22 protein-coding genes and 1 tRNA gene are annotated in these 22,238 nt (G+C 73.3%); 5 read left to right on the top strand and 18 right to left on the bottom strand.

Annotation, left to right across the window (positions count from 1 at the left end; translation table 11 throughout):
- Positions 1 to 7 precede the first annotated feature (7 nt).
- On the bottom strand, positions 8 to 364 hold the full coding sequence (locus AMA02S_RS34920) for an acyl carrier protein (RefSeq protein WP_084265930.1): 357 nt from the start codon (positions 362 to 364) through the stop codon (positions 8 to 10).
- 308 nt (positions 365 to 672) lie between these two features.
- Between AMA02S_RS34920 and AMA02S_RS34915 the strand changes: the two genes are divergently transcribed.
- Positions 673 to 912, top strand: coding sequence for a DUF5988 family protein (locus AMA02S_RS34915; protein ID WP_067467597.1), 240 nt, complete (start codon positions 673 to 675; stop codon positions 910 to 912).
- A gap of 52 nt (positions 913 to 964) precedes the next feature.
- On the opposite strand, the gene AMA02S_RS34910 is transcribed toward AMA02S_RS34915, so the two are convergent.
- The 6 genes from AMA02S_RS34910 to AMA02S_RS34890 form a co-directional block, all read right to left on the bottom strand.
- The gene (locus tag AMA02S_RS34910) at positions 965 to 2,518 is read right to left on the bottom strand and encodes an FAD-binding oxidoreductase (protein ID WP_067467595.1); all 1,554 of its coding nucleotides are present in this window, start codon (positions 2,516 to 2,518) and stop codon (positions 965 to 967) included.
- A gap of 137 nt (positions 2,519 to 2,655) precedes the next feature.
- Entirely contained in the window at positions 2,656 to 2,982 is a 327-nt protein-coding gene (locus AMA02S_RS34905) for a hypothetical protein (RefSeq protein WP_067467592.1), read from the bottom strand.
- A gap of 242 nt (positions 2,983 to 3,224) precedes the next feature.
- A complete protein-coding gene (locus AMA02S_RS44440; RefSeq protein WP_067467588.1) occupies positions 3,225 to 3,458 on the bottom strand; it encodes a hypothetical protein in 234 nt (77 codons plus the stop codon).
- A gap of 333 nt (positions 3,459 to 3,791) precedes the next feature.
- Positions 3,792 to 5,513, bottom strand: a complete 1,722-nt coding sequence (locus tag AMA02S_RS34895; protein ID WP_067467585.1) for an ankyrin repeat domain-containing protein — start codon at positions 5,511 to 5,513, stop codon at positions 3,792 to 3,794.
- Positions 5,514 to 5,576: 63 nt separating this feature from the next.
- Positions 5,577 to 5,648 (bottom strand) — tRNA-OTHER (locus tag AMA02S_RS42460).
- A 58-nt stretch (positions 5,649 to 5,706) separates the two neighbouring features.
- Positions 5,707 to 6,483 carry an SAM-dependent methyltransferase gene (locus AMA02S_RS34890; RefSeq protein WP_067467582.1) on the bottom strand — a complete coding sequence of 259 codons (777 nt, stop codon included), beginning with the start codon at positions 6,481 to 6,483 and terminating at the stop codon, positions 5,707 to 5,709.
- A gap of 355 nt (positions 6,484 to 6,838) precedes the next feature.
- Between AMA02S_RS34890 and AMA02S_RS34885 the strand changes: the two genes are divergently transcribed.
- The gene (locus AMA02S_RS34885) at positions 6,839 to 7,780 is read left to right on the top strand and encodes a DMT family transporter (RefSeq protein ID WP_157431035.1); all 942 of its coding nucleotides are present in this window, start codon (positions 6,839 to 6,841) and stop codon (positions 7,778 to 7,780) included.
- Between the two features lie 58 nt (positions 7,781 to 7,838).
- On the opposite strand, the gene AMA02S_RS34880 is transcribed toward AMA02S_RS34885, so the two are convergent.
- A complete protein-coding gene (locus AMA02S_RS34880) occupies positions 7,839 to 9,047 on the bottom strand; it encodes a PucR family transcriptional regulator (protein WP_067467576.1) in 1,209 nt (402 codons plus the stop codon).
- Between the two features lie 144 nt (positions 9,048 to 9,191).
- On the opposite strand from AMA02S_RS34880, the gene AMA02S_RS34875 reads away from it, so the two are divergent.
- A complete protein-coding gene (locus AMA02S_RS34875; RefSeq protein WP_157431034.1) occupies positions 9,192 to 11,561 on the top strand; it encodes an SCO7613 C-terminal domain-containing membrane protein in 2,370 nt (789 codons plus the stop codon).
- On the opposite strand, the gene AMA02S_RS34870 is transcribed toward AMA02S_RS34875, so the two are convergent.
- Together AMA02S_RS34870 and AMA02S_RS34865 are read right to left on the bottom strand one after the other, a co-directional pair.
- The gene (locus AMA02S_RS34870; RefSeq protein ID WP_084265926.1) at positions 11,554 to 12,807 is read right to left on the bottom strand and encodes an acyltransferase family protein; all 1,254 of its coding nucleotides are present in this window, start codon (positions 12,805 to 12,807) and stop codon (positions 11,554 to 11,556) included. The two genes, AMA02S_RS34875 and AMA02S_RS34870, sit on opposite strands and share 8 nt — an antisense overlap.
- Before the next feature lie 53 nt (positions 12,808 to 12,860).
- Positions 12,861 to 14,087, bottom strand: a complete 1,227-nt coding sequence (locus AMA02S_RS34865; protein ID WP_067467573.1) for an MFS transporter — start codon at positions 14,085 to 14,087, stop codon at positions 12,861 to 12,863.
- 64 nt (positions 14,088 to 14,151) lie between these two features.
- Between AMA02S_RS34865 and AMA02S_RS34860 the strand changes: the two genes are divergently transcribed.
- Positions 14,152 to 14,733, top strand: coding sequence for a CGNR zinc finger domain-containing protein (locus AMA02S_RS34860; RefSeq protein WP_067467569.1), 582 nt, complete (start codon positions 14,152 to 14,154; stop codon positions 14,731 to 14,733).
- 30 nt (positions 14,734 to 14,763) lie between these two features.
- Here AMA02S_RS34860 and AMA02S_RS34855 read toward each other — a convergent pair whose 3' ends face one another.
- From AMA02S_RS34855 to AMA02S_RS34840, 4 genes are all read right to left on the bottom strand, one after another.
- Positions 14,764 to 15,633, bottom strand: coding sequence for an SAM-dependent methyltransferase (locus AMA02S_RS34855; RefSeq protein WP_157431033.1), 870 nt, complete (start codon positions 15,631 to 15,633; stop codon positions 14,764 to 14,766).
- Between the two features lie 299 nt (positions 15,634 to 15,932).
- Positions 15,933 to 16,541 (bottom strand): GNAT family N-acetyltransferase, encoded by a 609-nt coding sequence (locus AMA02S_RS34850; protein WP_218005228.1) that lies wholly within the window; start codon positions 16,539 to 16,541, stop codon positions 15,933 to 15,935.
- Positions 16,542 to 16,643: 102 nt separating this feature from the next.
- Positions 16,644 to 17,105, bottom strand: coding sequence for a hypothetical protein (locus AMA02S_RS34845; RefSeq protein WP_067467690.1), 462 nt, complete (start codon positions 17,103 to 17,105; stop codon positions 16,644 to 16,646).
- Positions 17,106 to 17,296: 191 nt separating this feature from the next.
- On the bottom strand, positions 17,297 to 18,211 hold the full coding sequence (locus AMA02S_RS34840) for a LysR family transcriptional regulator (RefSeq protein WP_067467562.1): 915 nt from the start codon (positions 18,209 to 18,211) through the stop codon (positions 17,297 to 17,299).
- Between the two features lie 128 nt (positions 18,212 to 18,339).
- On the opposite strand from AMA02S_RS34840, the gene AMA02S_RS34835 reads away from it, so the two are divergent.
- Positions 18,340 to 19,275, top strand: coding sequence for a phosphotransferase (locus AMA02S_RS34835; RefSeq protein ID WP_067467687.1), 936 nt, complete (start codon positions 18,340 to 18,342; stop codon positions 19,273 to 19,275).
- Between the two features lie 23 nt (positions 19,276 to 19,298).
- On the opposite strand, the gene AMA02S_RS34830 is transcribed toward AMA02S_RS34835, so the two are convergent.
- The 4 genes from AMA02S_RS34830 to AMA02S_RS34815 form a co-directional block, all read right to left on the bottom strand.
- Positions 19,299 to 20,246 (bottom strand): sensor histidine kinase, encoded by a 948-nt coding sequence (locus tag AMA02S_RS34830; protein WP_067467559.1) that lies wholly within the window; start codon positions 20,244 to 20,246, stop codon positions 19,299 to 19,301.
- A 195-nt stretch (positions 20,247 to 20,441) separates the two neighbouring features.
- Positions 20,442 to 21,542 carry a carboxylate-amine ligase gene (locus AMA02S_RS34825; protein WP_067467557.1) on the bottom strand — a complete coding sequence of 367 codons (1,101 nt, stop codon included), beginning with the start codon at positions 21,540 to 21,542 and terminating at the stop codon, positions 20,442 to 20,444.
- A 150-nt stretch (positions 21,543 to 21,692) separates the two neighbouring features.
- Positions 21,693 to 21,875: a hypothetical protein gene (locus AMA02S_RS34820; protein WP_067467554.1), complete on the bottom strand. Its 183-nt coding sequence runs from the start codon at positions 21,873 to 21,875 to the stop codon at positions 21,693 to 21,695.
- Between the two features lie 2 nt (positions 21,876 to 21,877).
- A complete protein-coding gene (locus tag AMA02S_RS34815; protein WP_067467552.1) occupies positions 21,878 to 22,087 on the bottom strand; it encodes an HGxxPAAW family protein in 210 nt (69 codons plus the stop codon).
- Positions 22,088 to 22,238 lie beyond the last annotated feature (151 nt).

Here is a 22,238-nt window from a genome sequence, read left to right as displayed (position 1 = left end):
AGGCGCCTCAGGCCACGGGGGCGTTATCGAGTTCCTCGGCGAGGTGCCGGCCGAGTTCAGTGGGGGTGGGATGCTCGACGATCGCGACCATGGGAATTTCGAGGCCGGTGATATTGATCAGCGTCTTGGTCAGTTCCAGGGCGGTCAGGGAATTAAGCCCGCTCTCCAGGAAGTTGCTGTCATCGGTGATGGTGGTGTTGAGTACTCCGGCGGCCCTGGAACGCACGATCTCGCGGAGGATTCGCTCACGCTCGGCGCCCTCGACGGCGAGGATCCGCTGCCGCTCCGCGGCATCCTGAGCCGCCGAATCCGACTCGGCGGCGCCGCCCTGTTCCGGAGTACCGTGCTGGACGCTTTCACCCATGTTCTCGTCAACCTTTCTCGCCCGCACCGGGGCTGATCCGCTACGAACCGACACAATGTGACCGTCATGCTCGGCGCCGGCGCTTAAGCTGCGCTAGCGCCGCCCTTGGCCGGTCCGGCACGGCGTCCGGCCCAATCGGGCGCCGGCTCCCGCCCCCTATGCGCCCCTCCCGGCCCCTATCGAAAACCGTGTTCTCGTCGCCGGATCTTCTAGGGGTGGGGCGGAAACTGCCGCACGGTTACGCTGGGGAGAACTCGATCCGCTCGGCGGTAAGGGAGGATATCCATGGCCGGGAGCGTGAGTGGAAAATGAGCCTACCGACTGCAGACTGCGAACGAGACCACCGGTCCATCGACGTCCGCCTCGAAGGCGGTCCGGCGGACATCCCCCGTCACCTGCGGCTCCCTTATGACGAGATCGAGGATGGCCGTATCAAGATCGACCGCCGCGGCGGGCGTGAACACTTCGAGTGCATCGACGGCCCGCTCGGCCCGGATGCCGCGCAGGCCGTCTTCCGCTGGACCCAGCGCACCCGGACCGCCGAATAGCACCGCGCCCGGGTTACTGAGAACTTCCGTCCGCCGTCTCGAACCTCGTACGTCAGTCGAGGTTCGGCGGGCGGACGGACTGGACGTTGCGGAAGACGTTCAGCGGGTCCCAGCGCCGCTTCACCCGCTGCAACCTGGGATAGGCGTCCTTGTAATAGAGGGTCGACCACGACTGGTCCGAGCGATTCCAACGGGGGTCGCTCAGATCGACGTCGGGATAGTTGATGTAGCAGCCGTCGGTATTGCCGCCGCCCGCCACCGGGACGCCGCCGGTGTCGGCGAAAGTAGAACTGTAGGTCTCCCGGATCCAGGCGAGGTACTCGGCCTCCTGAGGGTCGTTCCTCGTCCAATACACCTGGTATTGCATTTTCAGAATGGAGTCGCGCTGCCCGGCGGCGGTGTCACGGGGTGGCCTGTTGACGGCGCTTCCGTAGGAGTCGATCTGGATGACGGACTGCTTGTTGGTGTAGTCGGTGAACCGCTCCTTGCCGAGGCAGGCCCACATCGCATCGATCTGCCTGGAGTCGAATGGTCGGCGGATGTAGGCCGACTTGTACTTCCCGCACTGGTCCTCGCCGCTGCCGTTGAGCGTTTGGGTGGCCGTCAGCCACGGCATGACCCTCGGGATCTTCAGATGGGCGACGGTCGGGCGCTCGCCCATCGGTGTCCGCATCGTCGTCGCCTCGGGCGAGATGCTCCCGTCCACCTTCGCCAGGAACTCCTTCATGGCCGTGTGCCCCGCCACGTCATCGACGTCCACCTGCGCGAGAAGCCCGATCTGACCATTGCACACATGGTTGAGGACGAGAATCCCGAACAGCTTCCCCGCCGCCGTCGACGGGTCCTGATGGTCATGAAAATACGAGCCGAACGAGGTGAGGAGCTGGGTGAAGTCACCTTTGGTGAAGTCCTTCCAGTCCCATGCGAGGCCGGTCAGGAGCACCGTGCTGGGAGGCTCGGGCAGATCCCTGAACCAGAACCTGGTGATGATCCCGAAGTTGCCGCCCCCGCCACCCGTGTGGGCCCACCAGAGCGCCTTCCGGTCCGGGTCACCGTCATCGCGCCGCGCCAGGACGAGTTCGACCGAACGGTCTTGCCCGACCACCGCCACCTCGACCGCGTACAGATAGTCGACCGTGAGCCCGAACTGCCGCGACAGCAGCCCGTACCCCCCGCCGGTGATGTGGCCGCCGAGCCCCACCGAGTAGCAGGATCCGCCTGGCAGCGCCCTCCCCGTGGCCGGGTAGAGGTGGCTGTAGGCATGCCAGTTGCTGGCGCCGGCCTCCACGCAGTAGGCGTTCATCTCCGGGTCGAAGTACATCTCGCACATCGGGCTGACGTCGAAGATCACCCGAACGTCGTCCCCGCACACGAAGTTCTCGTAGCAGTGCCCACCCGACCGAACCGTGATCCGCGTCCGCGCCGGGTCCTTCGGGGTCTCCCGCACCGCCTGCGCCAGCGCGTCCCGAACCTCGCCGGGAGAGCGCACCAGCCGGACGTACTCGGGTTTGGCGATCCATCGCTGGTTGAACCCGCGGCTGAGCGAGGGATACCGCTTGTCTCCGTGCCGTACCACCATCGACGGCTGCGGCGAGATCTCGGTCATCAGAGCGCACCTCCACGGGAACCGGCGAGCGCAGGACGAGTGGCCGGAAACCCCGTCCAACTACTCTCAGCTTCCCTGTCGGCACTCTCCGGAAACGCCCGTCGGCGCGCCAGGCGAGCGTCCATGTGGACAGGGTTTTACCGCGGACCGGAGTTCGTCGCGTTGTCACCGGTGGAGATGATGCCGGAGTTGTCGCCGCCGATGGCGACCGATCTCTCACCGGACGCCTGCACGTTGGTGGTCGTGGACGCCCCGCCACCGGGCCTCTCGCCGCCCTCGGCCCTGCGCCGCTCGACGATGATCGCGCGGATGGCCATCGCCATACCGGCGATCCCCAGCACCGCGCCCACGATGCCCACCGTGTCGACCAGACGAAAACCCGCCACCGCGAAATAGACGCCCAGTCCCACCACGGCCGCCACCGCCACCAGGCCACCGGCCCAGATCGCTCCACGTCCCGTCATGAACCCATCATCGGGCACCCGTCGTCCTTTCGGCCTCTGACGGTGCGTTAGCGGTACAAATACACAGATCAGAACGGGTCATCGTCTCGATGCGGACGCACAGCACGGCGCCGGTCGATCGCCGACAGACGGAGTGGGCCGGTGAGGCGAATCCAGGGCCGGGTGAGTCAGGGGAGCGGGACGACGTGGGGGCGGCGAACCGGCCGACATCCGGCCCCGCGGCCTGGCAGCCTGACAGGAGATCACACGCCCGCGGCGGGCACGCCGAACAGAGGTAGGCAGGCGTCCAGGCCCTCGACCTCGACGGGCATGCCGCGGTGCCGCGCCCAGCCCTCCGGGTCCAGGACGAACCGCTGCTCGTGCCGCAGCGCGTCCCGGACCCGGGCGCGGGACGTGCCGTTCTCCCGGTAACGAGGACGCGCCAGTCGTACTGCAGGACGCTGCGGGCCCGCTCGTTCGGCGGCGGGTCCGTCCACGGCACCAGGAACGGCATCTCGGCGGGTTCGTGGACGCCCTCGGCGGCCAGCACCCCGAGGGCGTCAGCTCCGTCAGGTCCGGGAGCCGCAGTTCGAGCCGGGGCGTCCGCAGGCGCAACCGCTACGGCGGCCAGTTGATCAGCTCCATCCGCCGATTCTGCTTGCCGCGCGCACCGCCGTCACCCGATTTCCTGCCGCCGTCGTGTCGCCGCGCAGGTCGGGGACGGGTGTGACGCTTCGGCGAGTGCGGGCGCTGTAGAGAGTGGGTGGACGGCACCGCGTCGCCGGGGCGGACGGCGCGGCGCCGTCCCGCTCGCCCGTGGCCGCCGCGCGCTACCAGTCCGCCAGCTCGGGATACTCGTCCTCGATCCGCCGCAACAGGAACGCGAGGTCGGTCCGCTCGCGCCACTCGATGACGCGGTGGAGCGTGGTCTCCTGCTCGTCCTGGACGTCGATCCGGGCGCCCGCGTCCAGCAAGGCCCGCACAAGGTCCACCGAACCGTTCTCGAAGACCGTCACGTGCAGCGGCGTCCGGCCGCAGGAGTCCCCCGCCTCCAGGTCGAGCACCGGGACGAGCCGTGGCATGAGCAGGGTGTGGTCGATCAGGTGGAGGCAGTGCAACAGGGTGCGGCCCCGGGCGTCGCGGACGCGCGGGTCGATCCCGGCGTCCAGCAGGGCCAGCACGCCGGGGGTGTCGCCGTGCTGGACGCGGGCGAGCAGGTCGCGGCGCCCGGCCTCCAGCGCGCGGGGCAGCCGCCCGCCGGACCGCCACCCCCGCCGGACGGCCTGGCAGCCGCCGACCGCGCCGCCGAGTGCCAGCAGCGCCTGCTCGCGCCGCTGTTCCGCCTCGCTGTGCGGCATCTCCAAGACACCGTTCCGGAACCTCACGTCGTGCCAGTCGCCCCGGCACCGCACCCGCGCCGTCGGCGGCCCTGCGGGGTCCGGCGGGCCGCCGGGGCCGTCGGGCGAGGCGGCGGGCATCAGCGCCGCACGGACGAGCGGGTGCAACTCGCCGTCCGGGACGAGCCCGTACCGCAGCAGGTCGAGGTCGGGCGGCGGGCGGCGGCATGCCTCGGGGAACACGGGGCGGGTCGTGTCGAAGTTCTCGAAGGGCTCGACGCGCACGCACGGACGACCGGACCACTCCAGCACCACGGCGGCGTGCTGCTGGTAGGGGATCCAGAAAGTGCCCGCGCCCGTCCGTTCCGACAGCGTCCGCAGTTCGGGTCCGAGTGTGCTCAGCGCCAGCGGCAGCCGGCCGAGGACGTCGAACGCGCCGATCACGCCGCCGCCGTGCCACTCCTCGACGTCGACGCCGGACGGGTCCACCTCGACGCCCGCGGCGGCGAAGGCCGCCTCGGCGCCCTCGCGCTCGCGGACGAGGCCGAGCCACTCGGTGCGCGCCGCGGGATCGCCTGGGCCGGGATCAGCGGACGGCAGTCGCGCGGCGGGACGCGGCGTCCCGTCCGGCTCCAGGAACGGGGCCCGCTCCTCACCTCCGCCGGAGCGTTCACGCAGTTCCCCGGCGTGGCGTACGTCCCACAGATGCCGTGCCGTCGTCCAGGACTGGACGACGTTGCGCCACACCGCGCAGTACGGCAGGTCAGTGTCGAGAAAGACCCAGTCGGCCGGGACCGGTGCGAACCTCAGCGTCAGCCGCTGGGGTCCGTGCACCAGCATCGACGGAGTGGTGACGTACAGGGCGTGCCCGCCCTCGTACGGGCCGTCGTCCAGCACCAGCACCTGGTCGGGGATGAGCGTCGTGCGTCCCCGGTCCACCCGGGGCGCGTGCCAGCGCAGCAGGTCGGGCCCCAGATGCAGGAGGGCGTCTTCGAGCGCGGCCGCCGCCTCGTTCCCGCACGTGCCGGCCACCGCCCCGAGATCGAACGCCACGTCGACGTTCGCCGCCGCGCACGCGCCGCGCCAGTCGCCCGCGAGCCGCCGCTCGGTGGCCTTTTCGATCATCCAGCGTGGTACGGCGTACCGCCGGACGCGCCGCCAGCGGGACACCTCGTCCGGTGCCGGGGGCCGCGTGGGCGCCGTGCCGGTCGTCATCCGAGGTCCCCCGATCCTGTTCGCGCGGTGCGGGCCGCCGATCGGCGAGGGGCCGAGTAGGGGCAAGGCCGGTCGGATTCGAACCGACGTCCTCCAGCCCGCTGTAAGGCGCGACGACCTCTGCGCTACGGCCTTGCCGCCACGCAGCCTAGCGATCGTGAGGGCCGGCCGGGACATGTCCGCCCGAACCGCCCTACCTGATCGCGAGACCCGCGTACATGAGGGCCCGCCCCACGTGCTCGAAGGGCGCGTCCGGCCGCCACTGGGCGGTGGGGACGAGGCCGGGAAGCAGCAACTCCAGATCACCGAAGAACGCGGCGATCTCCTCCTTGCCGCGCGGGACGAGCGGGGCGGTGCAGCCGGCGGTGTACAGCCGCGCGGCCTCCAGCGTCGCGACGGGCGCGAAGTCCGCGGTGAGGTGGGACAGCACCAGGGCGCCGCCGGGGGTCAGCGCCGTCCGCAGTTCGGCCGCGACGGCGTGCGGGCCGTCGGCATCGGGCAGGTGGTGCAGGGCCGAGGTGACGATCATGCCGACCGGTTCGTCCCGGTCGAGCAGCCCGCAGGAGAACGCGTCGTCCAGCAGCTCGCAGGGCTTGCGCAGGTCGGCGCGTACGACGCCGATGTCGCCGTCGTCGGCGAGCAGCGCCCGCGCGTGCGCGATCACCACCGGGTCGTGGTCGACGTAGACGACGCGCACTCCGGGCGCGTGCCTGGCGGCGGTCTGGTGCACGTTCTCGGCCGTGGGCAGGCCGCAGCCGATGTCCAGGAACTGGCGGATCCCGCGGCCCGCCAGGACCCCGACCGCGCGGCGCACGAACGCCCGGTCCGCGCGGACGGCGGCACGCAGCGGGGGGAGCACGGCGAGCAGGGCGCCCGCCAGTTCCCGGTCGGCGGCGTAGTTGTCCTTCCCGCCGAGCAGATGGTCGTTCACGCGGGCGGGACTCGCGATCAGAGCGTCGGGTTCGGTCATGGGTCCGTCCAGGTCGCGGGGATCCAGGCCCGCCGCGGCGGAGACGGTACGGGCGCGACATGTGTCATTTCTTTCGCTGGTACAGACGCTAGGGGCAGATGATGGACTTCCGATCGCTTTCTTTACTCGTCAACGATCTGCCGAATACGGGTCCGACCGGAACAGCACTGGTGACAGGTGATGAGCCTCCCGATAGATCTGTGGAATGGCCGGATGCGGACGTGAACCGGTGCGACGCCCCTCCGGCGGGCCGGCAGGGGCCGGCGCGGTGCGGCCGCCCTCACCGCGCCGGTGGTGGTCGGCGCTCGGGCGGTGATCGCCGGGTGCGGCGTCATCGTGCCCGATCTTGGGGAGGATGATCACGGGGAGGACGGTCGCGGGGGGTGGTCCGATGGCGTGGAGCGTCGGGTTCAGCCTGCTCGCGGCGTTCCTCTTCGCCGCCGCCGCGGCGCTGCAGTACCGCGCGGCGCGGCGTGCGGTCAGGGGCCGCTCCGACGCCGTGGCCGCGGCGGGACTGATCCGCAAGCTCGTCCGCGACCCGGTGTGGCTGGCCGGGTGGGCCGTGAACCTCTGCGGATTCATGAGCCAGGCCGTGGCTCTGCATCTCGGCTCGACCGGGCTCGTCCAGCCGCTGCTGGTCAGCCAGCTCGTCTTCACGATCCTGCTCGGCTGCGCGGGCACCGGCTGCCTGCCGGCCAGGATGGACCTGCTCGGTGGGACGGCCGTGTCGGCGGGCCTCGCCATCCTGTTCACGGTGCCCGGCGCGGTGCCGCCGGAGGGCGCGCCGTCGCGGCCGAGGCTGTTCGTCGCCGCGCTGCTCGCCGTCCCGCTCGTGCTCGCCCTGTCGCGGGGGGCGGCGCTGCGGAAGGGACGGGTCCGGTCGGTGCTGCTCGGCACCTGCGCCGGGCTGCTGTTCGCGGGCAGTGCCGTCCTCATCAAGCTCACCACCGCCGACCTCGTCGACCGTGGTGTCGCCGCCACCGCGGTCGACTGGCCCGGCTACGCGCTCGCGGGCACCACGCTGCTCGGCCTCGTGCTGGAGCAGAAGGCGTTCGCCGCCGGGTCGCTGCCCGCCGCGATGACGGCGATGACGATGACCAACCCGGTCGCGTCGTACCTGCTGGCGGTCTTCGCCTTCCACACACAGCCGCCCCGGTCGGCGTCGGCGTTCGCGGCCGTCGCGGTGAGCGCCGTGCTGCTGACCGCCGGGGTGATGGCCATGTCGCGCTCCGCCGCCGCCGGGCGGGGCCCCGCCGATCCTGAAGTGTCGGACCTACCAGGCAGGACAGGGCCATGACCGAGACGACACCGGCCCATACCGACCGTCGCTAGCGAACCGCAGCCTGCCCGGCGAGTCACGCCGTCTCGGCGGCGCGGCCCGACCGCACGAGCCAGCTCAGCATCAGCATGAGGTCGAGGCGTCCGTCCAGCGCGGAGAACCGGCCGCCGGTCAGCTCGGCGATGCGCCGCAGCCGGTACCGGACGGTCTGCTCGTGGATGTGCAGCCGCTCCGCCGCGATCACGGCGTTGTCGCCGCACTGCAGGTAGGTCAGGAGTGTCTCGGCCAGCGGGCGGCGGCGTGCCGGTGGCAGCTCCAGCAGCGGCCCGAGGACGGCCCCGGCCGTCGCGCCGATCAACTCCTCCGCCGCGAGCGTCGCCAGGGACGTGACGTGGTCCACGCAGCGGACGGGAGCGTCCCGGGGGAGGAGGTCCCGCTCGATCAGCGTGAGGGCGTGCCGTGCCCACCGCAGCGAGACGGCGCCCTGCGTCACGGGCACGGTGGGGCCGATCGCGCTGGTGCCGAGCTTGTGCAGCGCCGTCCAGAGCCGGTCCCGGCCGGGTCCCTCCGGGTCGGGCACCACGAGGTAGGGGACCGGCGCCTCCCAATCGGCGAGGACGGCGGGCGGCAGGATCCGGGCGCCCGAGGGCGCACCGGCCGCGAGCGCGACCAGGCCGATGTGCTTCGGCAACTCCCAGCGGGCGGCCTGCGCCAGCTCGGCGACGGCCTCCGGCCCCGGCGACGGCTCGGTGACCAGCAGGTCCCGCAGCCGCCCGCGGCGGTGCTCCCGCTCGGTGGCGAGCTGTCCCTGCTCGCGCGCGTACCCCTGTGCGGCCGCGTCGGCGATCCGGGCGACCAGCAGGAACAGCGAGTCGGTGAGGCGGCCGAGGATCTCCCGGGACCAGCCGAGCCGGTAGGCGTCCTTGATGAAGCGTCGGCACGCGACCTGGCTGCTCACCCGCATCGCGGTCTGCAACGCGTCCAGACTCCGGCCCTGCCGGGCCTCCTGCTCGCCGAGCCGCACGTAGAGTTCGGTCAGCTTTCGGGAGTCGGCGTCCGGATGGTCCACCGAGTCGACGAAGAACGCGACGGTGTCGCTGACCGTCTGCTCCACCCGCTGGGCGTACTCCCCGCCGTCGGCGCCCGCGTACTCGGGCACCTGGTCGCGGATCTCCCGCTCCATCTCCTCGATGGCGGCCCGCAGGTGCTGGCGGAGCACGCCGGGGAGCCCTGCGGGCAGCGACCCCTGTGCCGCCCGATGGCCGTTCTGCGGGGGACTGACCATGGGATCTCCCTCCGGGAGGGTGAACCGGCCTCACCCTAGGTAAGAAAGGGGCCGCTGTCACCACCCCCGGAGGCTGGCTACTCGGGGCGGATCTGAGTACCTCTACGGATTCGGTGGGCAGGACATCGGCGACATTCTGCCGTTATGCGTATCACGTGCCCCGGCTGCCGGACTCCACTGCCCCCACCCGGACAGGTGCCGGCCGGACCGTCCTCGCCCCACCACGCGTCCTGCCCGGTGTGCGGGCTGTGCCTGGCGGGGCCCGCGGCGGCGGAGCTGTGGGCCGTGGACGCACACCTCGCCCGGCTGGGACGGCGGCGCCGCGAACTGCTGGCGCTCCTGTACGCCGCGCGGCCGCCCCGCCCGGCGGAATGGCCTCCGGTGCCCGAGCCCGCCCTGGCCACAGAGGCGGACGCCTCCCGCTCCACGGTGCGCAACACGCTGCTCGGGGTCGGCGGGGCCCTGCTCGGCGTCGCCGCCATCGTGTTCACGCTCCTCAGCTGGAGCACGCTTGGGGCCGTCCCACGGGCGCTCGTCCTGCTCCTGCTGACGGGCGCCGCGCTGAGCGCCGCGTGGACCCTGGCAAGGCGCTCCCTGGCCGCCACCGCCGAGACCCTCGCGTTCATCGGGCTCCTGCTGATCGGCCTGCAGTCCTACGCCGCGTACGTCAACGGCCTGTTCGGCTTGGACGAGGTCGACGGACGCTGGTACGCGGCGGTGGCGTCCTTGGCGGTCACCATGGTCTGGGCCGTCTACGACCGGATCTCCTCGTTGCGCCTGACCCGCCCGACGGCGGTCGTGCTGGCCCAACTGCCGCTGCCCCTCGGCGCCATCGCGGCGGGCGCCACGCCTGAGGCGATGGCGCTGACCCTCCTCCTGCTGAGCCTCGCCGACCTGGGCGCCCGGCGGCTGGACCCGAAGGCCGCGACCGTGACGGGCCTGCTCGCAGGCACGGCCGGGACGGCGCTGGCGTTCGGGCTGGCCGTCGAGTCCGCCCCGGTCGCGCCCGCCGGAGGAGCCCTCCTGCTCGCGGCCGCCGCGGTCGCGCTCGCCTGGGCGTTCCGGGTGCACCGCGTCCTCGCCGTGGCCGCCGGGCTGGCCGCCTCGGCGGCGTTCGCCAGCCTCCTGCCCCTGCCCCTGCGTTGGACGGCGGCGGGCTGCGCGCTGTCCGCCGTGAGCGTCGCCTCCGCCGCGTGGTTGCTGCCGGCGAGGCTGCGGCACGGCACCCGGGCAGGCGCGGCGATCACCCTGGCGGCGTCCGCCGCGTGGATTCTGCCGGGTACCGTCGTGGTCGCGCTGTTCCCCGGGCGCTACGTGGACGCCCCCTGGACCGGAGTGGGCTCGCCCGACCTCATGGACTGGGTGTTGCCCGCCACGCCGGCCGTGCTCGCCCTCGTGGCGGCCGCCCTCGCCGTGACCGGTCTTCGCGCGGCGGCGCCGCCCGCCGCCCTCCTTGTCGTCCTCACCACGGCGGCCACCGCGGACCTGCCCCACCCGGTGGCGCTCGCGGCGGCCGTCGCGTCCGCCGCCGCGCTCGCCGTCTGGGCCGCGCTCGACCCGCCCGCCCGCATCGTCGCCGGCGCCTCGGCGGTCGCCGCGGCCCTGTGGGCCGCCGCCTCCTCGCTCGCGACCGAGGACACCACGATCGCCGCCCTCGGCGCCCTGACGCTCGTCGCCATCGTCTGCGCGGCGGCCTTCCCCGTCCTGCGCGACAGCGCGGCCGCAGTCGCGGTGCTCGCTTTCGGTGGCCTCGCCGCCGCGCTCCCGCTCGCGGCCGGGCAGCCCGCCCACCATGCCGCGTTCGCCGTCCTCGCCGCCGCCGGCTGCGGCGTCCTCGCCGTGTCGCCGGTGCTGAAGGCAAGCGTCGCCCCGGCGGCCGAGACCGCCCCGTGGCCGGTCGCCGCCGCGGGCATCGCGATGACGGCGGGGCATGCCGCGCCGCTCAGCGTCGCCCTCGCCGTGACCGGGGTGCTGGCCGCCGCGGTGGCGGTGCGTCCGGACCGCCGTCCGGCCGGCTGGGCGGCGTCCGCACTGCTGCTCGCCGCATGGTGGGTCCGGCTCGGCGCGTCCGAGGTCACCGTGCCGGAGGTCTACACGGCGCCGGTCTCGGCGGCGCTGCTCGCACTCGGCCTGGTCCGGCGGGCCCGGGGGGCCGCCCGCTCCTCCTGGACGGCGTTGGGCCCGGCAATCGCGTCCACGCTCGTCCCGAGCCTCCTCGCCGCCTGGGCGGACGTCTCCGGGCCGCGCCCGTTGATCCTCGCCGTGGCCGCGCTCGCGATCACCCTCGCCGGTGCCCGCACCCGCCTGCAGGCCCCGCTCGTCCTCGGCGGCGCCGTCCTCGTCCTGGACGCCGCCCGCTGGCTCGCCCCATACGCGGCTGACGCCCTCGGCAGCATCCCCGGCTGGATCCCCATCGCCTGTCTCGGCCTGCTCACCCTGCTGGCCGGCGCCACCTACGAGCAGCGCATGCGGGACCTGCGCCGGCTCCGCGGCGCCCTCGGGCGGCTCACCTGACGCGGGACAGGCGGCGGCCCAGGCGCTGCGCGGGCATCTCCACGTAGTGGTGGGCCAGGCCCGCCGCGACCAGCACGCCCGAGACGAGGACGCCGCCCCAGGCGAGGCGTTCGATGGCGGGCTGGCCGCTCGGGTCCCCGGCCGCGCGCCAGATGGCCTGGACGACCAGCGGATGCAGCAGGTAGACGGAGTAGCTGACCAACCCGAGCCACACCAGGGCGCGGGGCATGGCGCGGTGCCGCAGGGCCAGGCCGGCGAGGAAGGTCAGCCACGCGGCGGCGACGGCGATCGACCAGTCCAGACCGAGGGACTGCACGTTGGCCTGCGCTGCCCAGGTGGCGGGCGGGCGCAGGCCGGCCAGCAGGGACAGCACGGGGACGAGCGCGACCATCGCGGCGGCCGGCCAGGCGCGCAGCCGCCCGTCCTGGATACCGCGGATGGCCGTCCCGGCGAACATCGTGGCGATGATGCACAGGCTTTCGACGCCGCCGATGCGGCTGTCGAGGATCAGGAGGGTCAACGCCAGGACCAGCGCGACGGCGATCCCGGCGCGGCGGACCGACCTCCGCCGGCTGACCAGGGCCGCGAGTCCGGCGGCGAGGACGAGCGCGGCGACGAACGTCGTGCCGCCGGGCCAGCGGGAGGCGAGCAGCCCGCTCGGCAACGCCACCCCGAGCATCGCGGCCGCCACGCCGAAGCCGAGCGCGACACGAGCGCTGGCGCGATGGACACCGGCGAGGAACATCGCCGTCACGAGCAGGTAGAACACCATCTCGTAGGACAGGGTCCAGAGCACGCTCACCACGTTGGGAACACCGAGCAGGTCCTGCAGCATCGTCAGGTGCGCCAGCGCGGACGCCCAGGGCCGTTCGCCGAGCGCGGCCGGCAGACCCCACGAGATCCCGGTGGCGCCGAGCAGCAGGGCGAGGCCGACGGAGACGATCCACGCCGGGTACAGGCGGAAGAACCGGCCGATCCAGAACTCCCGCACGTTCCCGCGGCGCTCCAGCGAGAACGGCACCACGTAGCCGCTGACGAGGAAGAACACGAACACCCCGTACCGCCCGAAGTCGAACCAGGGGCTCGCCGTCCTGCGGACCTCGGGCAGCAGCACGTCCAAGGAATGCTCGAAGACCACCACCAGCGCGGCGAGGCCGCGGAGGGCGTCGAGCCACCCCATCCGGGGAGCCTTCGCCGGAGGAGCGCCGATCTCGGTTCTGGACGGGGTCAGGGTGTTCGTCGGCATCCGGGACACCCTAGGGGCCCGGGCTCCAGGTTCACAGTTCACGACCTGAACACTCACTGAACGCGACCGGGCCGGCGGGTGGCCTGCGAAGGAGGCACGGGGGGCTGCGAGGAGCCGCGCCTCCGCGGCGACGGGCGCCGCAGCACCGGGTACAGGATCCCCGCGGCGCCGTGCAGCGCGGCGATGGCAAGGAGCAGGACGGGTGCCGCGAGCCCCGCCATGGCGCCCGCGAGCGCCGCCCCGGCCGCCGCGGCGGTGATCTTCAGACCGGCGCCGATGGTGAAGACCTGCGGCCGCGTCCCGGGCGGCGCGTGGTCGGCGCGGAGGCGGAGCGTGGCGGTGAGGAGGGGAGCATCCAGCAGGCCCACTGTGACGAACGCCATAGTGCAGAGGGTGAAGGAGGGGACGAGCGCCGCCACCGCCAGGGCCGCCCCGGTCGCGGGCAGGCTGAGGCCGGCCATCCGCTCCGCGGGCATCCGCGGCCCGAGCCGGGCGACGGCGAGCGACCCGGCCAGGGCCCCGAGCGCGAACGCGGTCATCAGGACGCCGCCGCCGTCGTGGTGCCCCCGCGTCTCGGCGAGCAGGGCGGCGGTCGTGGTGAGCCCGCCGACGCCCACGAACGCCAGGCAGGTGGCGGCCGTGATGGCGCGCAGCTCGCGGGTGCGCCGCACCGCGGCGAGCCCCGCGGACAGGCCGCCGCGCAGGTTCGCCGGCGTCCGCACAGTGGACGTCCGCACGAGGGGCAGCGCGGCGGCCAGGCACGCGGCGGCGGCCGGGGCTGCGGCGAGGACGAGCGCGGACGCGGCGGCGGAGACGGTCCCGGCGAGCACGCTGACCACGGCCGGGCCCGCGACGGAGGCGGCGCTGTAGGACGTCGCGTCCAGGGCGTACGCGCGGGCGCGGCCGGGGCCCTCCGGGACCAGGCCGGCGACCAGGCTCGACAGCCCACCTGAGACGACCGGCCCGCAGGCGCCCCCGATCGCGGCGGCGAGCAGGACGAGCAGCGCGGGGGCCCGGCCGAGCAGCAGGGCCACGACCGCCATCGACACGGCATAACCGCAGAGAGCCACCATGTAGAAGATCCGGGGCCGGCGCACCCGCGCCGCGAACCCGCCCACCAGCGGCGCGGACACAACGTGCGGCGCCATCCACGCGGTCAACGCGAAGGCGCCCTGCGCGGGCGAGCCCGTGCGCTCGACCGCCAGGAGCACCACAGCCACCGCCATGCCCTCTTCGGCCAACCGGGCGAGGAACGCGGTGGCGAGATAGACCCGGAGCAACCGACCTCCCCCAAGTAACGGGTTTTATCAAAAAGACGTTACAGTACGAGGAAAGGGAGGTGGCATGGGAGAGACCGGAGAGGGATTCCGGCCGGCGCTGCGGCTGGTCGAGTTGGCCAACGCCGTCCGTGACGATCCGGAACTGCCGAGGGCGGCGCTCGCGGGGATGCTCGTCCGGCACGGCGAGACCCCGGCGGACGTGACCGGTGAGGCCCTGACGGAGGACGACGCCGAGGCGTTGCGCGGCGCCGTCGTCCGGCTCACCGGCGTCCTCACCGAGACCGACCCCGACCGCGCCGCGCTGGCGGTCAACGACCTGCTGGCCGAGTGCGGCGCCCGCCCTCGACTGTCCCGTCACGACGGCCACTCCTGGCACTTGCACGTCGACCGCGGCGACGACGCGTCCTGGGCGGAGTGGTTCACCGCGTCCAGCGCGCTGGCCCTCGCCCAGGTGTTCAGCGAGTCCGGACGGCCCGCGTGGGGCGAATGCGCCGCGTCCGGCTGCACGCGGCTGTTCCTCGGAACGGGCACCGGCGCGCCGCGCCGCTTCTGCTCGGCCACCTGCGCGTCCCGCGAGCGTGTCGCCGCACACCGCAGGCGCCGAGAGACGATCACCGGTCCGGTGGCGAGCTCGCACGACGGCTGAAGCCGCCCAGCGCCCGCCCCTGCCAGGGCCTTAACCGAGGGGATTCCCGCGGATGCCTACGCCGCCGTAGGTCAAGGGAGGGCCGGAAGGCGGGGATGGAGCGTCCGGACGCCACCGGGCGACCGGGGCGATGCCGGGGCTGAGCGGCGTGAACGGGCCGAAGAGACGCTCGACGTCGGCGGCGCGGCGGGGGAGCAGGGGCACGAGGCTCGCCTCGCCGTAGAGCCGCGCCGCCTCGCCGATCCCCGGATCGAAGTCGGCGGTGGCGTGTGAGACGACCAACGCGCTGCCGGGCGGGGCGACCGCACCCAGCGCCGCGACAGGGCCGTACGGGTCGTGGAGGAAGTGCAGGACGGACGAGAACACCAACCCCACCGGCTCCCGGGGGTCGATCAGCCGGCGCCACTCAGGGCTCTCGATGATCGCGGTCGGGTCGCGAAGGTCCCCGCGCAGGGCGGCGATGTTGCCGTCGTCGATCAGCAGTGCGCGGGCATGCGCCATGACCAGCGGGTCGTTGTCGACATAGATGACGCGGGTGCCCGAGGCGTGCCGGGCGGCCATCTGATGCAGGTTGTCGGCGGTGGGCAGCCCGCAACCCAGGTCGACGAACTGCCGGATACCGCGCCCGGCCAGCAGCCGGACGGTGCGGGCGAGGAAGGCGCGGCCGTCGCGGGCCGCCGCCGCCGACTGTGGCAGTACCCGCAGGACGCGTTGCGCGAGCCGGCGGTCGGCGGCGTAGTTGTCCTTGCCACCGAGGAAATAGTCGTGCACGCGTGCTGGACCCGGCCGGTGCAAGAGCAGCGGTTCCCGCCCGGCCAGCTCCGCCTCCGGCGGGACGCTCAGGGCCGGTACGCGCATCCGCGCCTCGCGGGGGGCCGGGTCGCCGTCATGACACTTCACCTGTCGCCTTCACCAAACGGGAGCGGGGCGGTGGCTCGTCTCCGACGGTAGGCGGCGGAAATGGGGTCTTGGAGGGGCCGACCGGCGGCCCATCCGAAAGTGGGCGCCCCTCTGGCCGTATCAGGTCATCGGCGTTTGATGGTGATCGACCGGCTGCGGGAGTGAGCGTGACGGACAGCAGGCACGCAGCGGGAGCGCCGTCACCGCGGAGCAGCTACGCCGCCGCGCAGGCGATTCCGCGAACTGACCGCTTCCGGACGTGACAGCGACTTAACCGGGATGCCCCGCGCTTGTCGGAATCATCCGTCCTTTCCGGGCTCGCGCCACATGAGCCACACCGGCGGGCCTCCCCTGCCGGGCAGCGTGAGCTCGCGCGTCACCCGGAATCCGAAACGTTCGTAGTACGGAACGTTCCTCTCCTTGGACGATTCCAAGTAGGCGGGCACCCCCTCGGCGTCACAGCGGTCCAGCCGTGACCGCAGCAGCGCCCCGCCGAGCCCGTTCCCCTGCGCGGGTGGGTCCGTCCCGAGCATTGACAGGTACCAGTGCGGCTCGTGGGGGTGGTGCTTCTCGATCGCGCCGAGCGCGCGCAGCGCGGCGGGCACCCTCGTCCCGAGGACGCCCAGCAGCGGCACCAGCAGCCTCATCTGGCGCCCCGTCGAGACGTGCCAGTGACCGGGCGGGTCCCAGAGCGCGGCCGCCTCGACCGCGGTGTCCCGTCCGGTCGCCTCGCTGGCGCCGAGCGGCATGTGGACGCGCCGCATCGCGAGGCCGAACAGGTTCGCCAGCCGCCGCGAGCGGGACGGGCCGCCCGGAAGTATCCACCGCCACACCGGGTCGTCGTCGAACGCCCGCCCGAGGACGGCCGCCATGGCCGCCACGTCGGCGTCGGCCGCGACGCGGATCACGGGGGAAGGCTGAGACTCGGACGACGTCATGGCGCGGCCTCCTGAGGGACGCGCTGATCCTCACCGAGCGGCGGCCCGCCCGTCAAGGACCGGTGGCGGCCGTCAGTCCGGGATCAGCCGCGCGTGGAACGCGTGCCGCTCCGCGCGGGCCCGCCCGAGCTCCTCAAGGACGAGTGACGCGCCGATCCCGACGAGCCAAGAGTCCTTGGCGAGCGGGATGCCCTGCTGCGTGGGGCGCAGCCCGCCCTCCTCCCGCATCCCCGGCGTCCGCAGGTACAGGCCCGTCAGGCCGCCCGCGAAGGCCGTGAGGGCCGCGCCCGCCAGCAGCGACGGGACGATCGGGACGAGCAGCGCGGCACCGAGCGCCACCTCGGCCATACCGAGCTTGCGGGTGAACTCCTGCGGGTCCAGTGACCCCAGGAACGGGTAGGCGGTCGTGGCCATGCCGTGCGTACCCTCGGCCCCCTCCTCCTCGCTCCTGAGCTTCGACAGCCCCGAGTTCAGGACGAACGCGCCCACGGTGAGCCGGACGGGCAGCTGGTGCGCGCGAGCTGAGATTCGCATCGTTCCCCACATCGATCGGGAGAGACCGGGCGACCCGGATCATTCCCGCGCCGTGTCCCTTACACGTGTTGCACGGGTCAAGACTCGGCATGTCCGCCGCCTACCAGGGCATCCCACTCAGCCCCGTCCTGATCACCGCCACGGCGCCGTCGGCGTTCGGGCCTCGCGACCGCATCCGGACCGGCCGGCGGTCAGGACGTGGGCGCCTCGTCCGACAGCCGCTCGGCGACCGACCGCAACACCTCCACACACGCCTCCACGGCGGGGCGGGACGCGCCGTCATGCCACACCGCGTGGACCGTCTGCCGGATGACCGGCCGGGTCGCGACGAGCCGCACGCCGTCCGGGACGGGGTCGCGGCCGAGGCGGGGAATCAGCGCGGCGGTGAGGCCGGCGGCCACGAACGCCAGCTGGGTGGGGTAGTCGGCGGTGTTGCAGGCGATGACCGGGTCCACATCGTGCCCGCGCAGCGTCTGGACGAGCTGCCGCTCGCAGGTGCCGCCCGCCGTCCACGCCGCCCACCGCATCCCGCCCAGCCCGGCCAGGTCGACCGAGCGCCGCCGGGCGAGCGGATGCCCGGCCGGCAGCGCCACGTCCACGGCGTCGGACGAGAGCGGGAGGTGCGACACGGAGGCGGGCAACGGAGTCGGCAGGGTGTCCCAGCTCTCGATCACCGCGACATCCAGGTCACCCTGGACGACCGCGGGCAGCAGGACGTCCACCTCTCCCTCGCGCAGCGTCGGGGACAGACCCGGGTGCCGCTCGTGCAGCACGGCCAGCGCCGCGGGCAGGAGGGAGCGCCCGGCGGTCGCGAACGAGCCCAGCCGGACGGGGCCGACGACGTCCTCGCGCAGCCCGTCGAGGGCCGCCTTGGCGGCCGACAGCTGCGCAAGGATCCGTGCCGCGTGCTCGGCGAGGACGTGCCCCGCCCGGGTCAGCCGCACGCCCCGGCCGTGGGGTTCGAGCAGGCGGTGGCCGGTCTCCCGCTCAAGCTTGGTGAGCTGCTGCGATACCCCGGACGGAGTCACGTGCAGGGCCTCGGCAGCGGCCGCGACCGACCCGTGCACCGAGACCGAATGCAGGGCGCGGAGTCGCTCCACGTTCATCGTCACAGTAGTGATACTACCGAATTTTGCGGAAAAGCAGTTGCTTTTGCTAATGGATGGGGTGGCGCGGGCGCGGCGGCGGGGCGCTCACCTGTGCCGGTTCCGGGGCGCGGGTAGCGTTGGCCATCATGACGCCACGGCCGGACGGGACACCGGAGTGGGCCCCCGAACGTGAGATCACGCCGGAGACGGTGGCGCGACTGCTGGACGAGGCGTTCCCGGACCTGCGGGGTGCGCCCGTGGAGCGCCTCGCCGCCGGCTGGGACAACACGGTGTTCCTCGTGGACGGCGCATGGGCCTTCCGGTTCCCGCGCCGGGAGATCGCCGTCCCGGGGGTCGAACGGGAGATCGCCGCTCTGCCCGTCCTGGCACCGCGGCTGCCGTTGCCGGTCCCCGTGCCGCACTATGTCGGCCGGCCCTCGGCCGTGTTCCCCTGGCCGTTCTGGGGCGGGCGGATGATCGCGGGCCGAGAGCTCGCGGAGGTGAGACCACCGGACGCGCGGCGCGTGCGCGTCGCCGCCGAGACCGGCGCGTTCCTCCGTGCCCTGCACGACCCGGCGCTCGCGGAGGAGGCCGGCCCCCATCTTCCGAACGACCCGCTGGGCCGGGCCGATGTGGCGAAGCGGGCCTCGATGGCGCTCGAACGGCTCCGGAACCTGGCTGCCCAGGGCCTTTGGCGAACCGATGCCGCAGTCACCGGACTCCTGGCCGAGGCAGGGAGGGGGGATGCGGCCGGCGGCGTGCCCGTGGTGTGCCACGGGGACCTGCATGTCCGGCACCTGCTGCTCCGCCCGGACGGCCGGGCCGCCGGCGTGATCGACTGGGGTGACGTGTGCCTCGCCGACCCGGGCGTGGACCTGTCGCTCGCCTACGCCGGTTTCACCGGCGACGCCCGGGCGGTGTTCCTGGCGGAATACGGGCCGGTACCGGCCCGGAGCGAGCGCGTCGCGCGCACTCTGGCGGTGTTCCTCAGCGCGACGCTCGCCGAGTACGCCGCCGCCACCGGGCGGGACGGGCTGCTCACCGAGGCCCTCGCGGGGATCGGCCGCGCGCTGGATCCCTGAGAGTGCGCGGAATCGCACGCTGATCAGAGCCGCATGTAGATCCGGATGACGGTACCGCCATCGCCGGTGTGCACCCGGACGAGGTCGGCGAGATGATTGACCAGCAGGATGCCGCGCCCGCCGTGCGGGCTCATCGCCACCGGGCGGCGTCCGGCGAGCGGGTCGGTGATCGTCCCGGCGTCCCGGACCTCGCAGACGACCTGCCCGTCCTCGGCCCAGATCCGCACCGTGCCGGACCCGCCGCCGTGCAGGCACGAGTTCGCGGCCAGCTCGTTCACGGCGATCTCCAGGTCGCCCACCCGGTTCGGCCTCAGGCCGAGGCGCCCCGCCCACTGGCAGGCGAAGTCGCGTACCCGGGGGAGCCGGTTCAGGTCGAAGCCCAGCCGAAACGCCTCCGCGGGCTCGGGCAAGGGCCGGTTGTAGTCGCTGATGACCCGGTGAGGCGCGTAGTCGCCGCTCGCCCGCTCGCCGTCCCGGTCGATGACGACGGGGTGGGTGGCATGGGCGTCGGCGATGGCGACCGGGTCGAGCCCGGCCACGTCATAGGGGCACAGGATCGACACCCCGCGGCCCTCGAACGCAAGGTTGATCAGTGCCTCGTGCTGGGCGCAGGCCGGGTACTCGGCCGCCGACCGGCCCGGCCAGATCGGCTCGCCGATGATCCGGACGCGGCCGGCGGAGTGCCGGTCGGCGAACGCGCGCAGCACACCGGGGATGATCCTGCCGGGGTTGCGCCCGGCCTCGGACATGTCCAGCCAGGAGACGTCCCTGGCCGCGTCGCCGAGCGCGTCGCGCAGCGCCCCCAGACGGGGACGGGGAACGGCCACGGCGATCGGCTCACCGGCATCGCGACCCTCGTGGATGAAGGGGAGGGTGCCGGCGAGGTACTCCTCCTCGCCCTGGTACAGCAGCGCGGGGTGGGCGAACGGGCCGGCGAGCGGCGGGCCCGGGGGGCCGGGCTGGACTTTCATCGCGCCGTCACTCCGTTCGGACAGCCTTGACGTGCATCTGATCGAGCGTACGCGCCGCTGGCGGTCGGCGCGATACCGCCCCCGCGCCATGTCCCCGGCGGGTCGGGTGAACGCCGTTCTCGCTGGTCGGGTACCCCGGTCGCGTCGATGGAAACGCGCAGGCCGGGGGTGGGGCGAGACGTCCGGATCCGGGTGTCAGTTCGAGGCGGCGGTGTCGCGGAGGATGCAGGCGTCCACGACGTCGGTGAGCCGGCCCCGCCTGCGGTAGGCGGCGCGCTGCCGCTCCGCGCCCGTCCCGCCGGTCATCAGCCGCCGCATGCCGTCGGTGACGCGATCCAGGTCGCCGCTGTCGCGCAGCGCGGGCGTGACGTGGGCGAGCAGGTCGCCGGCCTGCTCGCGGAACGGTGCGGGCCGGCCGGTGCACACGTCCATGCCCATCCCGGACAGGCCGTCGCGCGCCGCCAGCCAGTACCCGGCGCGCAGCAGCTCCTGGGACGGGTCGGGCGCCCGCTCGCCCGCCTCCGCGGCGGTGGCCGAGACCTGCACCAGCGCCCGGATGAGCGCGGCGAACACCGTCGCGTCGGCGGCGGTCGGAGAGACGTCGGCCAGCCGGACCTCGACGGTCGGCAGCCGCGCGGACGGCCGGACGTCCCAGAAGATCGTGCCGGTGTCCATCAGCGCCCCGCAGCCGAGGAGCGTCCCGATCAGTTCCTCGTAGTGGGCGTAGGACTCGAAGAACGGCGGTGGGCCGGCCACCGGCCAGCGCGCCCACGTCATCATCCGCCAGCAGGCGTGGCCGGTGTCGCGGCCCGCCCAGTATGGCGAGTTGGCGGCGAGGGCCAGCAGCGTCGGCAGCCAGGGCCGCAGATGGTTGCTGACCTGGACGGCGCGCTCCCGGTCGGGCATCTCGACGTGGACGTGGCATGAACAGATGCTCTGCTCGTCGTCCAGGCCCCGGTACTTCGCGAGGCTCTCGGCGTACCGGGCACCGCGGCTGATGGGCGCGGGGACGAGATCGCCCAGCACGGGCGTCCCGGTCGCGGCGAGGCGCACGCCCTCGGCCGCCGCGGACGCCGCCATCGCCGCACGCATCGACCGGATCTGCTCCTCCAGCTTGTCCAGATCATCGCACGGCGCGGTCTTGGCCTCGGCGAGGAAGTCGACCAGCTCCGTGGAGGCCCGCTCGCCGAGCGCCGGGCCCGCCGCGCGGACGACGGCCGCGGCGCGGGGAACGACCACGCGTGAGGCGGGATCGACGACGAAATACTCTTCCTCGATGCCGAATCGCAGGGTCATCCCACCACCTCGGGATCGGGGCCGAAAGCGACGCGGGCGGCCACCTCCCCTCGACCGTACGTGCTCCTCGTCCCGTTCGCACCTGACAGGGCAGAGCCTCGGCTGCCGGGTCTGGGGCCGCGCCGGAGGTGGCGTTTCAGGAGGTGGGGTTCAGGGGCCCGGGACGAAGAAGTACATCGACAGCGCGATGAGGTGGGTGACGACCACCACGCCGAACCCGAAGAAGAACAGCATCTTGGCGGGGCCGTGGGGAAAGACGGTGCCGGGCTTGAGCGGCCCCCGCTCCCGCTGCCGCGCGGCGATGCGCTCCTCGATGGGCGGGCGGCCGAACACCGCTACTGCCGCGGCTCGTCGACGACGACGTCGGTCATGATGTCGACGGCCAGCGCGATGATTCCACCGATCACCGTCACCGCGGCGCCCGCGCCGAAGACGATCCAGTCCGGCCCCATGACGAGGCCGACGCCGCCGATGGCGAAACCGATGAAGATGATGGCCACGGCGATCCAGGACTTGGGGCGCCCTGCGTGGCTGCCAGTCGACATGCGTTCGTCTTCCCTCTTCAAAGGTCCGGTGGGGCGTGCTAGGCCGAACTCTAGCAACGCCTTCCCCACAGGCCGTTCCGGGGTGTCCGGCACGATCCCGCCGCCCGTTCTCGGTCCGCTCGTACGCCGGGGTTCTGGTCAGCGGGACCCG

The organism is Actinomadura macra NBRC 14102 (assembly GCF_001552215.1).
Taxonomy (GTDB): Bacteria; Actinomycetota; Actinomycetes; order Streptosporangiales; family Streptosporangiaceae; genus Spirillospora; species Spirillospora macra.
The sequence above is the reverse complement of the archived record's forward strand: the minus strand, read 5'-3'. Positions and strand labels throughout refer to the sequence as shown.

Excerpts from the sequence above, each read along its gene's own strand:
- AMA02S_RS34845 (WP_067467690.1), bottom strand. The coding sequence starts at position 17,105 with ATGCGAATCTCAGCTCGCGCGCACCAGCTGCCCGTCCGGCTCACCGTG.
- AMA02S_RS34885 (WP_157431035.1), top strand. The coding sequence starts at position 6,839 with ATGATCACGGGGAGGACGGTCGCGGGGGGTGGTCCGATGGCGTGGAGC.
- AMA02S_RS34920 (WP_084265930.1), bottom strand. The coding sequence starts at position 364 with ATGGGTGAAAGCGTCCAGCACGGTACTCCGGAACAGGGCGGCGCCGCC.
- AMA02S_RS34905 (WP_067467592.1), bottom strand. The coding sequence starts at position 2,982 with ATGACGGGACGTGGAGCGATCTGGGCCGGTGGCCTGGTGGCGGTGGCG.
- AMA02S_RS34895 (WP_067467585.1), bottom strand. The coding sequence starts at position 5,513 with ATGACGACCGGCACGGCGCCCACGCGGCCCCCGGCACCGGACGAGGTG.
- AMA02S_RS34870 (WP_084265926.1), bottom strand. The coding sequence starts at position 12,807 with ATGCCGACGAACACCCTGACCCCGTCCAGAACCGAGATCGGCGCTCCT.
- AMA02S_RS34815 (WP_067467552.1), bottom strand. The coding sequence starts at position 22,087 with ATGTCGACTGGCAGCCACGCAGGGCGCCCCAAGTCCTGGATCGCCGTG.
- AMA02S_RS34910 (WP_067467595.1), bottom strand. The coding sequence starts at position 2,518 with ATGACCGAGATCTCGCCGCAGCCGTCGATGGTGGTACGGCACGGAGAC.
- AMA02S_RS34890 (WP_067467582.1), bottom strand. The coding sequence starts at position 6,483 with ATGACCGAACCCGACGCTCTGATCGCGAGTCCCGCCCGCGTGAACGAC.
- AMA02S_RS34880 (WP_067467576.1), bottom strand. The coding sequence starts at position 9,047 with ATGGTCAGTCCCCCGCAGAACGGCCATCGGGCGGCACAGGGGTCGCTG.
- AMA02S_RS34915 (WP_067467597.1), top strand. The coding sequence starts at position 673 with ATGAGCCTACCGACTGCAGACTGCGAACGAGACCACCGGTCCATCGAC.
- AMA02S_RS34875 (WP_157431034.1), top strand. The coding sequence starts at position 9,192 with ATGCGTATCACGTGCCCCGGCTGCCGGACTCCACTGCCCCCACCCGGA.
- AMA02S_RS34830 (WP_067467559.1), bottom strand. The coding sequence starts at position 20,246 with ATGAAAGTCCAGCCCGGCCCCCCGGGCCCGCCGCTCGCCGGCCCGTTC.
- AMA02S_RS34860 (WP_067467569.1), top strand. The coding sequence starts at position 14,152 with ATGGGAGAGACCGGAGAGGGATTCCGGCCGGCGCTGCGGCTGGTCGAG.
- AMA02S_RS34840 (WP_067467562.1), bottom strand. The coding sequence starts at position 18,211 with ATGAACGTGGAGCGACTCCGCGCCCTGCATTCGGTCTCGGTGCACGGG.
- AMA02S_RS34835 (WP_067467687.1), top strand. The coding sequence starts at position 18,340 with ATGACGCCACGGCCGGACGGGACACCGGAGTGGGCCCCCGAACGTGAG.
- AMA02S_RS34825 (WP_067467557.1), bottom strand. The coding sequence starts at position 21,542 with ATGACCCTGCGATTCGGCATCGAGGAAGAGTATTTCGTCGTCGATCCC.